12 protein-coding genes and 1 tRNA gene are annotated in these 11,409 nt (G+C 63.8%); 5 read left to right on the forward strand and 8 right to left on the reverse strand.

Features of this window, described 5'->3' with window-relative positions; genetic code table 11:
- Position 1: 1 nt before the first annotated feature.
- The 5 genes from HZR14_RS05695 to HZR14_RS05715 form a co-directional block, all read right to left on the reverse strand.
- Positions 2-2,278: a CDC48 family AAA ATPase gene (locus HZR14_RS05695; protein WP_181691897.1), complete on the reverse strand. Its 2,277-nt coding sequence runs from the start codon at positions 2,276-2,278 to the stop codon at positions 2-4.
- Between the two features lie 3 nt (positions 2,279-2,281).
- A complete protein-coding gene (locus tag HZR14_RS05700; protein ID WP_181691898.1) occupies positions 2,282-2,518 on the reverse strand; it encodes a DUF7127 family protein in 237 nt (78 codons plus the stop codon).
- Positions 2,519-2,933: 415 nt separating this feature from the next.
- Entirely contained in the window at positions 2,934-3,917 is a 984-nt protein-coding gene (locus HZR14_RS05705; protein WP_181691899.1) for a DNA replication complex subunit Gins51, read from the reverse strand.
- Positions 3,914-5,095: a DNA primase small subunit PriS gene (priS, locus tag HZR14_RS05710; protein ID WP_181691900.1), complete on the reverse strand. Its 1,182-nt coding sequence runs from the start codon at positions 5,093-5,095 to the stop codon at positions 3,914-3,916. Before priS ends, HZR14_RS05705 begins: the two co-directional genes overlap by 4 nt.
- A 48-nt stretch (positions 5,096-5,143) precedes the next feature.
- Entirely contained in the window at positions 5,144-5,632 is a 489-nt protein-coding gene (locus HZR14_RS05715) for a GNAT family N-acetyltransferase (protein ID WP_181691901.1), read from the reverse strand.
- A 226-nt stretch (positions 5,633-5,858) separates the two neighbouring features.
- Here HZR14_RS05715 and HZR14_RS05720 point away from each other — a divergent pair, with 226 nt between their 5' ends.
- The 5 genes from HZR14_RS05720 to HZR14_RS05740 all read left to right on the forward strand — a co-directional run bounded on the left by HZR14_RS05720 (position 5,859) and on the right by HZR14_RS05740 (position 8,454).
- Positions 5,859-6,266 (forward strand): archease, encoded by a 408-nt coding sequence (locus HZR14_RS05720; protein WP_181691902.1) that lies wholly within the window; start codon positions 5,859-5,861, stop codon positions 6,264-6,266.
- 119 nt (positions 6,267-6,385) lie between these two features.
- Positions 6,386-6,489: transfer RNA gene (locus tag HZR14_RS05725), tRNA-Glu, on the forward strand.
- 21 nt (positions 6,490-6,510) lie between these two features.
- A complete protein-coding gene (locus tag HZR14_RS05730) occupies positions 6,511-7,038 on the forward strand; it encodes a VOC family protein (RefSeq protein ID WP_305080126.1) in 528 nt (175 codons plus the stop codon).
- Between the two features lie 286 nt (positions 7,039-7,324).
- Positions 7,325-8,167, forward strand: a complete 843-nt coding sequence (locus HZR14_RS05735; RefSeq protein ID WP_181691903.1) for a shikimate kinase — start codon at positions 7,325-7,327, stop codon at positions 8,165-8,167.
- Positions 8,125-8,454, forward strand: a complete 330-nt coding sequence (locus HZR14_RS05740; protein ID WP_370464956.1) for a chorismate mutase — start codon at positions 8,125-8,127, stop codon at positions 8,452-8,454. The genes HZR14_RS05735 and HZR14_RS05740 overlap by 43 nt, the downstream gene beginning before the upstream one ends.
- A gap of 51 nt (positions 8,455-8,505) precedes the next feature.
- Here the strand turns inward: HZR14_RS05740 and HZR14_RS14165 are convergent, their stop codons facing one another.
- The 3 genes from HZR14_RS14165 to HZR14_RS05755 form a co-directional block, all read right to left on the reverse strand.
- Complete coding sequence (locus tag HZR14_RS14165) at positions 8,506-9,816, reverse strand: hypothetical protein (protein WP_220132455.1); 1,311 nt, start codon at positions 9,814-9,816, stop codon at positions 8,506-8,508.
- Positions 9,817-10,526: 710 nt separating this feature from the next.
- The gene (locus tag HZR14_RS05750) at positions 10,527-10,883 is read right to left on the reverse strand and encodes a type II toxin-antitoxin system PemK/MazF family toxin (RefSeq protein ID WP_181691904.1); all 357 of its coding nucleotides are present in this window, start codon (positions 10,881-10,883) and stop codon (positions 10,527-10,529) included.
- Positions 10,873-11,109 carry a hypothetical protein gene (locus HZR14_RS05755; protein ID WP_181691905.1) on the reverse strand — a complete coding sequence of 79 codons (237 nt, stop codon included), beginning with the start codon at positions 11,107-11,109 and terminating at the stop codon, positions 10,873-10,875. The genes HZR14_RS05750 and HZR14_RS05755 overlap by 11 nt, the downstream gene beginning before the upstream one ends.
- Positions 11,110-11,409: the final 300 nt, after the last annotated feature.

Genomic DNA, 11,409 nt, shown 5'->3' on the forward strand with positions numbered 1-11,409 from the left:
GTTATTGGAACGTTCGGCTGACCTCCGGCTCGCTCGGCTCCTCGCTGGGACTGAGTTCGTCCTCCAACTCCTCGTAGCGCTCGCGGGTATCCTCGTCGACGCTCGGGCCGACCTCGTCGAGGGCCTCCTCGAAGTGCTCGCGGGTGATCCGGACGTTGCCGACGCTTTTTGCCGCCTCTTCGGGGTCGACGCTGCGGACGAACTCCCGGGTCGCGGCCATCGAGGCCTCCCGGGCGACGGCTTCGATGTCGGCTCCGACGTAGCCGTCAGTGTCGGCCGCCAGCTCGTCGAGGTCGACGTCATCGGCCAGCGGCTTGTTCCGCGTGTGGACGTCGAGTATCGCCCGCCGGGCGTCCTCGTCGGGGACGGGGACGTGGACGTGTCTGTCGAGACGGCCGGGGCGCAACAGCGCCGGATCGATGAGATCCGGTCGGTTCGTGGTGGCGATCACCACGACGTCCTCGAGGTCCTCGAGGCCGTCCAGTTCGGTCAGAAGCTGTGAGACGACGCGTTCGCCGACGCCGCTGTCGCCCATACTCCGGCCGCGTTCGCCCGCGATCGAGTCGATCTCGTCGAAGAACACGACGGTCGGGGCGTTCGAACGGGCCTTCTCGAAGACTTCCCGGACGCCCTTCTCGGACTCACCGACGTATTTGTTCAGGAGTTCTGGACCCTTGATCGAGATGAAATTCGAGTTGGCCTCGTTCGCGATGGCCTTCGCCATGAGCGTCTTCCCGGTCCCGGGCGGACCGTACAATAACACGCCCTTCGCGGCCTCCATGTCCATCGCCTCGAAGACCTCGGGATACTCGAGCGGCCACTGGATCGTCTCTCTGAGGCGCTCTTTGGTGTCCGCTAGGCCCCCGACCGACGCCCAGGTGGTGTCCGGGACCTCGACGAACACCTCCCGCATCGCGCTCGGATTGATCCCTTTCAGCGCGTCCTTGAGGTCGGCCTCGGTGACCGACATCGACTCGAGGATCTCGGCGTCGATCTCCTCTTGATCGAGGTTGAGTTCGGGGCGGATCCGGCGGAGTGCGTTCATCGCCGCCTCCTTGGTCAGGCTTTCGAGGTCGGCGCCGACGAAGCCGTGGGTGTTCTCGGCGTACTGATCGAGGTCGATCCCGTCGACCAGTGGCATTCCCCGGGTGTGGACCTGGAGGATCTCCTTGCGGCCTTCCTTGTCCGGGACACCGATCTCGATCTCCCGATCGAAGCGGCCGCCGCGCCGCAGGGCGGGATCGAGGGCGTCGACGCGGTTCGTCGCCCCGATGACGATGACGTCGCCGCGCTCGTCGAGGCCGTCCATGAGGCTCAACAGCTGGGCGACGACCCGGCGCTCGACGTCGCCGCTCGTCTCGCCGCGTTTGGGCGCGATCGAGTCGATCTCGTCGATGAAGACGATCGCGGGGGCGTTCTCCTCGGCCTCCTCGAACACCTCGCGCAGTTGCTCTTCGGACTCACCGTAGTATTTCGACATGATCTCGGGCCCGGAGATGTTCGTAAAGTGGGCGTCGATCTCGCTGGCGACGGCCTTCGCCATGAGCGTCTTCCCGGTCCCGGGGGGGCCGTGCAACAGCACGCCCTTCGGCGGCTCGATGCCGAGCTGTTGGAACAACTCGGGGTGTCGCATCGGCAACTCGATCATCTCGCGGACCTGTTCGAGCTCCTCGTCGAGACCGCCGATGTCCTCGTAGGTCACGGAGGGCGTACCACCGCCGCCCCCGGCCCCGGCCCCGCCGTCGCCCGACTGGGCGATCTGTTCGGCGGGCTTTTCGCTCACCGTGATCTCGGTCGAGTCGGTCACGACGACCGTCCCGCTCGGGTCGGTGTCGGCGATCCGAAGCGGGATGCGCTGCCCACTCTGGGTCGAGAGCGGCCCGAGGCCGAGCGAGAAGGGGACGTTTTGTCCCGTCGTGACGGCTTGGCCGCTGAGTTTGTCACGGATGTGGGGGCCGATGTTGCCGCGGATCCGGAGGTTCTGCGGGAGTGCAACGGTGACCTCCTTTGCGGGGTTTACGTCCGCGGGTTCGATCTCGACGCTGTCGTCGATACCGACGTCCGCCTCCCCGCGGAGCCGGCCGTCGATCCGGACGACGCCGCGGCCCTGGTCCTCCGGGTAGCCCGGCCACACGCGGGCGACGGCGCGCGACTCCCCGCTGTCGATGACGATGTAATCGCCGTTTTCGAGATCCAACTCGTCCATCGCAGCGCGGTCGATCGCCGCCAGTCCACGTCCGGCGTCCTTCTGTTTCAGTGGTTTGACTGTCAGTCTCATAGCTTATCGCTCCATTTCGAGGGTGACGACCCCATTGTTCATAACGGCACGGTCGACGTGCTCGGGCACGTCGAACTCGTATTGGTCGTCGTCGACGACGACCATCGCCGTCCCATCGACGACGTCGACGGCCCCCTCGACGGGGCCGAAGTCGGCCACGATGACGGCACTCTCGTCGTACTCGTAGTGACGGACAGCGCCGTCCACGTCGCCCTGGATCGATCGGGTATATTCATTCATACTAACCTGTAGTTAGGTTTAGATATACTTAAATCTTTCTTTGAAAACCGCACCACGGGGATACGTACGTTACTATCGGTCGAATTGCGGTTCCGATCCATAGACGGCCGCCGTCGCCGCCGGGTACGTGCGGGTACTCGTCGACGAGACCGGTGACGTTCGTCGACGAGACCGGTGACGTTCGTCGACGAGACTGGTGACGTCGACGTACTCGATGTCCTCGCCGGCGAAGTGGTGGTCGTACGATCCCGTGGGTACCGTACGACGTGCGGTCGTACAGTCACTCGGCCGCGTCCGGTGTCCTCGTTCCAGTACCCTCTCCAGCGCCCTCACCCCCTCTCCAGCGCCCTCACCCCCTCTCCAGCGCCCTCACCCCCTCTCCAGCGCCCTCACCCCCTCTCCAGCGCCCTCACGTCTACAGCCGCTCTGCGGCGTCCTTTCCGACCAGGACGTCCGCGTTCGGCTCCGGCAGGGTGACGACGTCCTCGGCACCGAGATGGTAATCGCGGTCGTCGGCCCCGACGATCTCGCCGACATCGGCGGTGATACGCACCGTCGTTCTGGGTACTCCGGAGGCGTCGCTTTCTCCTGGGGGCGAGGTTCCGTCGGTACGGTCCGCGTCCGCCGCCGGTGTGTCGAGCGGGGACGGCTCGGGGGGTACCGCCTCGACGGGAGGCGCCTCCGGGTCGGCGGGGGGCTCGGACGGGGACGCCGCCCCGCCGTCGGCCCCGACGGGCGGGGGATCCGAACGTCCGTCGTCCCCACGGCCCATCAGATCGGCGGCGGTAACACCGTCCGGATCCTCGCCGGACGCCGGGGTCGGTTCCGGGGACGTGCGGTCCGAACCGGAAGCGGGATCGGAACCGGAGGCGGGATCGGAACCGGAGGCGGGATCGGAACCGGAGGCGGGATCGGAACCGGAGGCGGGATCGGAACCGGAGGCGGGATCGGGACCAGAGGCGGGATCGGAACCGGAGGTGGGATCCGAGCCCGAAAGTGAGACCGACGGGGCGTCACCGTCGAGGACCGACAACACCGTCTCACGGTTCCGTTCGATGCGGCCGACGAGCTCCTCGAAGAGCGCTTCCTCCTCGTTCGTCAGGCCGGCCTCCTCGACCGGCATTCCGGCGGCGGCGATGGAGGCCTTCTTGACGACTTTTCCGACGCGTCGTTCGTAGATCGCCTCGACGGTCCCTTTGGCGGTCTCGATATCGTCGGTGAGTCGCCGGACTTCGGGTTCGGAGAACGGATCGTCCGCGGCTTCGACGGCTTCCGTACGCTTCTCGTTGAGTTCGCCGATGAACTCGCCGACCTCCGTATAAAACGACGAGCGCAGGTGCTGGAGGTCGCTCGATTGGCGTTCGCGCGCCTGTACCGATTGGAGTTCGTCGAGATTCATTCTCCTGTCTTGTTCGCGTGTCCACGGGCCATCGCGAAGACGCCCACGTACTCCGGGACGGAACGGACACCCTCCGGAAGCCTAAAGCTTTCGCCGCGGAGGTCGACCGTCGTCTCCTCGCGGCCATACACCGTGATCTCGTTGCCCAGAAACGTCTCGGGGACAGCGTCGACGAGCGGATCGAACGCCTCGAGTTCCGAGCGCTCGATCCGGCGAACGGCCAGTCCGGTCCCGCCGTGGAGGCTCCCCGGCAGTCGGATGAGACGGTTGATATCGGTCGTCACCGGCTCGTCGATCGGGGCCGACTCCGCTCCGACGACCTCCTCGAAGAGATGCCTCGCGAGCCCGTAGACCGCCGGGTGTACGTCGACGTTGCCGGCTTCGAGCTCGGCCCGATTGTTCCTCGCGGCGTTGAGTGCGGCCGTCGCCTTCCCTTCGCCGATGCCGTCGAACTCCCGGAGGCGGGCGATCGCGTCGGCCTCGTCCATAGCGAGCAGCTCCTCCAAGAAGGCGGTGAGCCGCTCTCCCGTACGTTCCGCCCAGCCGCCGTCGGGCAGCGTCCGCTTTTGCGCCGGGGAACGTCGGCCGGCGCTGCCGGTGACCGCCCGTGTCGTGACGATGTCGTCGAACTCGATTCCCTCGCCGAGGACGTACTCGACGATCTCCCGCCGCGAACGCCGTCCCAACCCGAGGACGTCCGACCGGCGGACGTGGACGTGATATCCGCGGCCGCCCGAGAAGACGACCTCGAGGTCCTCGAAGCCGAAATCCGACTCGAGCAGATCGAGCAGCCGGTACAGCGCGTCCTTACACGACGCGAGCATTTCGGCGTAGCTCGTCGTTTCCGGGTCGACGCCGGGGAGGTGGTCGGCGTCGAGATCGAAGACGAGGTCCGAGCCGCGCCACCCCTTCTGCCCCATCGTCCCCGCGCCGGGATCGTCGTATCGCCCCGCCGAAAAGTAGACGTGGCGTGGCCGCTCGGCTGCCAAGAACCCGCCGAGATCGCCCCCACCCGCGAGGTCGAGAAGCGAGTGGTGTCGAACCATCGTCGTTCCGCCGGCGCTCCAGGTGATGTACCCCCACTCGCGCTCGTTGCCGGCCGGCGGCGGCGAGATATCGGCCCGGCGGTAGTAGTCGCCGAACCGCCCTTTGAGGTACTCGCGAGTGCGACCGTCCATATCCCGGCTTCGGCAGGTGGATGGAAAGCGTTGTCGTCTCCACCCCGGCTACTGTCCGGGAACGAACCGCGAGAGCTTCGAGGCCAGACCGCCGTCACCGAGTCGGAGGTAGTAGGCGTCGCCGGAGTCCTCGTAGTAGTTTTCGACGCGCCGCTCGACTTCGAAGCCGAGATGTCTGTAGAACGCGAGTGCGGCGTCGTTCGTCGCCCGAGCGTGACAGGTGACCGAACTGTGATCGTCGGCGACCGCAGCGACGAGCTGCCGGCCGAGCCCTTCCCCGCGGTATTCGGGGGCGACGGCCAAAAAGAGAACGTAGCCGTCCCGTCGTGTCGACGCGAACCCGACCAGCGTCTCGTCCTCGTAGCCCGGTTCGACCAGCGCGTACACCTTCGAACGACGGTACGCATCGGAGAAAAATCCGCGGCGCTGTTTGAGGACGCCTTCCTCGCGTCTGATCCGTTCTTTCAGCGCCCACGCGCTCTCGACGAGGCTGTCGTCACCGGTTTCGAACACACGGAGCTCGATGGTGACACTCACTGTCGCGTGGTACGATTCGATATAATATAACTCCACCGCCCGACGCCGAGACGAGGGGGACACAAGGCTTTCGTCCGCCCGGTGTGTCTGCGAACCCGATGGACGATCCCGCATACGGTACGTCGACCACGCTTCGAGGCGGGGGCCTCCCCGAATTCGGTAGGCCGGTCGCGGTCGCAACCACACCACGATTCGGGCCGCCGGCCGGACCCTGTGGGCCGACCCGATGAGTTTCGAGCTCAAGGCTCACACCGCCGACGTCGCGGTCGAGGCGACCGGCGAAACGTTGGCGAACACGTTCGAAGCCGCCGCGGCCGGACTCTCGGCCGCACACTGTGCGTCGATCCCCAAGGGCGGCGACCGGTTTTCGATGTCGCTCGTCGCCGAGTCGAAGGACGCGCTGTTGTTCGATTATCTCGACGAACTCATCTACCGACGCGACGTCGAGGGCGTCTTACCGACGGCCCATCGGGTCTCTATCGAGGACCGCGAGGACCCGGTACTCGAGGCGTCCGCACGCGGCGTTCCTCTGGTGGCCGTCGACGCGAGAGAGATCAAGGCCGTGACGTACTCCGAGATGGAACTCGAGCGAACCGCATCCGGATGGCGGGCGTACGTCGTCTTCGACGTCTGATCCGAGGACGAGAACGCACTCGTGGTGTGAGATCACACACCGAAACCGCGTGAAAGCAGTCGATCGCTCCGATCGATACAGACAGTTTTATACCGCGCCGTACCCGACGGGAATACGTCGCTCGCTTGGTGTAGCCCGGCCAATCATATCGGCCTTTCGAGCCGATGACAGGGGTTCAAATCCCCTAGCGAGCATTCCTCGATTCGCTCGGTGACTCGACCCACATCGCTTACGAAGCCCAACAATGTCGCATTCTGACTCCGACGCCGACTCCGACAGTGACGCCCGCCCCGACGGTGATGCCGATCCCGACGGTGATGCCGATCCCGACAGTGATGCCGGCCCGGATAGCACGGTCGAGACGACGATGCATCACACCGGATTGACCGTTTCCGACCTGGATCGCTCGGTCGAATTTTATACGGATGTCATCGGTGGAACGGTCGAAAGCCGCTTTTCGGTCTCCGGTGAGGCCTTCGAGACGGTCGTCGGAAGCGAGGGCGTCTCCGGGCAGTTCGTCCACATCGACGTCGGTGACGGCCGGCTCGAACTCGTCGAGTACGAGCCGACGGATGCGTCCCGTGAGCCGGCGACGCTCCCACAGCCCGGCGGGACGCATCTGGCCTTTTCACTCGGGAACGTCGACGGCCTCGTCGACGCGCTTCCGGACGGCATCGACCCGTTGAGCGAGCCGCGGACGACCGCGAGCGGGACACGGCTCGTGTTCGTCCGCGACCCGGACGGGAACCTCGTGGAACTCCTCGAGGCGTGAGCCGCCTCGACGTGTGAGCTGCCTCGATGTGTGAGTCGCCTCGACGTGTGCTACCCGCGAGCACCCGGTCCGGGAGGGCTCGCCGGGATACGACGACGCCAACCCACATGACACGTTCTGATACGGACTGTCGTCGTCCGAGCGTGGTCACCGCCGGAACGGCAGGCGGTGACCGTTCCATCGGGGCACCGATCCGTACGAAGGGGACACCGATCCGTACGAAGGGGGCACCGAATCCGAACAGCGACCGTCACCGCTTTGTAGTCCCCCCGGCGAGTGAAGGACGATGGTTGGTCGTGCAGCCGCCCCGGCGGCCGGTACCGTGTTGAACGCCCTCGCGAACGGATACGGTTCGGCGTTCGCGATCGACGCGTACACCGAAGCGACCGTCGAACTCGACGGCTCGGGATCGGTCACCGGCGAGATCGATGGCGCACCGGACGCCGATACGCGGCTCATAAAACGCTGTGTCGAATCCGTCACGGAGCGGTTCGGCGACGGCGAGGGGGGCCACGTCCGGACCGAAAGCGAGGTCCCCATGGCATCGGGGTTAAAGAGCTCGAGCGCCGCCGCGAACGCGACAGTGCTCGCCACGCTCGACGCGCTCGACGTCGACCTCGACCGCGAGGAGGCCTGCCGGATCGGCGTCGACGCGGCCAGGGACGTCGGCGTCACCGTCACGGGCGCCTTCGACGACGCCTCGGCGTCGATGCTCGGCGGGGTCACCGTCACCGACAACACCGAGGACGAACTGCTCGATCGCGAGGAGCCCGAGTGGGACGTCCTCGTCTACACGCCCGACGAGCGGGGGTTTTCGGCCGACGCGGACGTCTCGAGGTGTGAGCGGATCGCCCCGATGGCGGACGTCGCCTACGAGTTGGCGGTCGAGGGCGAGTACCGACGGGCGATGTGCGTCAACGGCTTTGCGTTCTGTGCGGCGCTGGATCGTTCGGCCGAGCCGATCGTCGAGGCCTTGCCCGACGCAGCCGCCTCGCTGTCCGGCACCGGGCCGAGCTATACCGCCGTCGGTGACCGCGACGCGCTCGAAGCGCTGTCGGAGGTCTGGAGTCAACGCAAGGGAAAAACATGGCTGACAACGACACAACGGACGGGAGCGACGAGTCGGTGATGAGTGGCGATCCCGCGGAGATGGACCTCGATGAACTCCGCACGGAGATCCGTACTATCGATCAGGAGATCGTCGAACTGATCGCCCAGCGGACCTACGTCGCGGAGAGCATCGCGGCGGTCAAGCGCGAACGGGGGCTGCCGACGACGGACGAATCCCAAGAGGAGGCCGTCATGGAACGCGCCGGGATGAACGCCGAACAGTTCGACGTCGATGCGAACCTCGTGAAGGCGATCTTTCGACTGCTGATCGAGTTGAACAAGGTAGAGCAAAGAGAGAACCGCTGAGCGGAGGCGGCTTAGGGAAGCCGCGTCAGCGGCTGAGTAGGCAGGGGTAGTTCACTTCACGCTCTTCGAGAGTTCTGCCCCAGCTTTGAACTTCACCGTATCAGAGGTGTTTCCCTCTGTGAAGTGAACAAGTCGTCCCTGCTGAGCAATCACCACAGGGACGTCGCTCGTTCCCTCCTCTTGGCGCGTCTCTCGCCCCGGCCGCTTCCGAAGGATAATGTCTTCACCATCCGATTTTGAAAGCACACCTTCAGCAACTGCGTCCGAGACCGCTCCATCGAACACCCGAGCCCCTCGTCGCTCTCGGTCTCCCGACAGGTGGCGGGCCATCACATCACCGTACCCATCCCCATCCAAATCACCCGCGCCAACGTCGATGACTTCCGTCGGGCCGTCTACCGCCACGAGTGTGACCGAGTTCTCGTAGAGGCTGCCATCGTCGATAACCCATCCACCCGAGTAGATGTACTGGTCAGCGTTTTTACAGCGGCGCACGTACAACAACGCAGGGAACGGCGACGGACAGTCCGGTGGCGCGACCATAACCGGACATACAAGCGTCGACGTAACCGCGCTCTCACCACTTTCAAAACCCCACTCATCGAAGTCAGCGGGTTCGGGAGCCGCTCCATCAGCACTGACCGCGAGAGTGGGTGTCGTCTCCGTGGTCTGTGGCGGGTCGTTCTGTACGGTGACGGTGATTGTCCCGTTATTGCCTGATGCTTCGAGGTGAATGCCCGTGTCGACTGGTCCGGAGGCAGCAGAGAGGAACGTATCCGAGTTGTACAGCGAACTATCGTCGACCATGAGACCCCTGTTGAGGACGTTTTCCCCACCGACCGCATCTCCTTCGTAAATCGGGCTGGAATTGTCTTTTTCATTGGAGACCCTGTTGTCCCCCCACGCGTAGACGTGCCCATCGTCATCAGCTCTTCCAGTCACGTACTCGATGATGCGGCGAGGCGTGAGTTCGTCGACGAGTGCGACGTTTCCAGCGGAGAGTCGAGCATCAGGGACCGTGATGGTGAACTGCTCGCTGAGTATGGGTTCACCAGCGAGGTACTCATAGAGAGCACCGATATCTTCGGAGCTCGCTCCAGTCAGTTCCTGTAAGTGAGAATTACTGAGTGACTCTTCAGCGGTATCTTCCAGCGATGATTCGAGAAGTTTGATGTCTCCTTCGACGATTTCTCGTACATCTTGAACGGCTTCGTCAGCGGCCTCCCACCCGTCGTTGTCGATGTGTGCGGCTGCCTGCTGGGTCAGTTTCTTTCGGCCGTCTGCGTGTTCTCGGACGGTTACACACACGTCGTCGGAGCAGCGTTCTAACGTGGCTTGTATGTCTTCGATGGTGTCGCCCATGTCTGTGATTCCGCGCCGTCCTGTGCGTGCGGAGCGCTTGCTGATGGAGTCAGCTGCTGCTTTCGTCTGGGAGAGGAGTGTGTTCTCTAGGTCTAATACGTCTGAGCGGAGTTCGACCGTGTCGTCGAGTCCGTCGGCGTCGGAGTCTGCATCACTGGGTCCGCGGATGGTCGATTTGTTGCTTCGACTGTTGTTGTAGTTGGCTCGGTTGCTTCCAGTAGAGTCATCGTTGTAGTCAAAGCAACAGGTAGCTCCGATAGCGGTTGCAGTTACCCACGCTTCGAGTTCAATGTCGTCTGAGACAGGGCCGATGTCTGCGGAGACTGTTGGAGTGAGTTTGTATACGGTTGGCTCATCAATCGGTGACGGGCCCGTGTATCCCCCAATACCTGCGAACGGTGCCGCGGGTGAAGCGCCGGTATTGGTCGTCGCACTCGCAACGCTGCCAAGGCATCCGCTGAGCGCACCGGCGGCCAAGAGACCGCCTGCGGTGAGTACCTGCCGACGGCTCGCCCTAATAGCCCGTATACCCCGCCTCGAACGGTGCGCTCGTTTTGACTCCATCTGTGCGTACTAAAGGCACCCATTCTATATAACCACTCTTACAAAAATAATCTAACAAATCTGAAGTCACTTTACACTCGCTGAGGTCTCATAAGAACATACAACACCTCCGGGACTACCAGACGAGCAAAGAGAGAACCGGTAGCTCAATCGAGATCGAGACTCAGCCGTAGCGCCTCGTCGACTTCAGCCATCGTGGGTCCGTCGAGTGAACCGACGGCCGAGTGAATCCGTTCCGGAACCGAGACGGTTCGAATCTGGTCTAGCCGGACTGACGAGTCCTTTTCGAGCGGTGACCCGTCCGCCTCGACGAACACCTCGAACGGATACTCGCCGTAGGTCCCCGTGACGGGCGCGACGATGGTCGTACTGGAGTTCCGGTTTCCGATATCGTTTTGAATGACCACGGCCGGCCGCGTCTTCTTCATCTCGTGTCCTTCGGCGGGGTCAAGCCGAACGACAACCACATCGCCCCGTCGTACGTCCGTGCCGTCACTCGTCAAGGCTTTCCCACGCTTCGTCGGACGTTTCGCCCCACTCCTCGGCGAGTGCCTCCGCGCTCTCGGAGGCCTCCCGATAGGCGGCTGCCAGCTCGTCGTCGTCCGGCCGGTCCGACTCGACCTCAACGACAGCGACGGTTACGCGCTTGTTCGCGTACTCGGTGCCGAGGTAGACTCGACCCCGGTCGTCCGTCTCGTTCGTTTTGAGGTCTGTCGCATCGACTTTCATCGACAGCCGATACGGACCCACCGCTGATATGCGTTGCCCACTATTACCCACAGATTTCCCCGTAGAGGTTACAGGTGTATTATAGATTTCAGCTACCTGAACAAGGCCGAACAGCGGGGGTCTCGCTATAGTAGAGATCGGAAGACAAGACACACTCGATCGCACGGCGGCCGTGCGATCGATGTGTACATCGTTGCGATGTTTATACTGTCGGACGTAATTTCGTGAATACCTGAATCGTTTAGATAGACGAAACCGTACTGTAACACGACGCTCAGAGATTTTCGATTCAAGTAGTTA

Origin of the sequence: Natronomonas salinimetallica (genome assembly GCF_013839515.1) — an archaeon.
In the GTDB taxonomy this organism is placed as follows: Archaea; Halobacteriota; Halobacteria; order Halobacteriales; family Haloarculaceae; genus Natronomonas.

Bases quoted from the DNA above. Each gene is read 5' to 3' on its own strand.
- HZR14_RS05695 (WP_181691897.1), bottom strand. From the start codon at position 2,278: ATGAGACTGACAGTCAAACCACTGAAACAGAAGGACGCCGGACGTGGA.
- HZR14_RS05700 (WP_181691898.1), bottom strand. From the start codon at position 2,518: ATGAATGAATATACCCGATCGATCCAGGGCGACGTGGACGGCGCTGTC.
- HZR14_RS05705 (WP_181691899.1), bottom strand. From the start codon at position 3,917: ATGAATCTCGACGAACTCCAATCGGTACAGGCGCGCGAACGCCAATCG.
- priS (WP_181691900.1), bottom strand. From the start codon at position 5,095: ATGGACGGTCGCACTCGCGAGTACCTCAAAGGGCGGTTCGGCGACTAC.
- HZR14_RS05720 (WP_181691902.1), top strand. From the start codon at position 5,859: ATGAGTTTCGAGCTCAAGGCTCACACCGCCGACGTCGCGGTCGAGGCG.
- HZR14_RS05730 (WP_305080126.1), top strand. From the start codon at position 6,511: ATGTCGCATTCTGACTCCGACGCCGACTCCGACAGTGACGCCCGCCCC.
- HZR14_RS05735 (WP_181691903.1), top strand. From the start codon at position 7,325: ATGGTTGGTCGTGCAGCCGCCCCGGCGGCCGGTACCGTGTTGAACGCC.
- HZR14_RS05740 (WP_370464956.1), top strand. From the start codon at position 8,125: ATGGCTGACAACGACACAACGGACGGGAGCGACGAGTCGGTGATGAGT.
- HZR14_RS14165 (WP_220132455.1), bottom strand. From the start codon at position 9,816: ATGGGCGACACCATCGAAGACATACAAGCCACGTTAGAACGCTGCTCC.
- HZR14_RS05755 (WP_181691905.1), bottom strand. From the start codon at position 11,109: ATGAAAGTCGATGCGACAGACCTCAAAACGAACGAGACGGACGACCGG.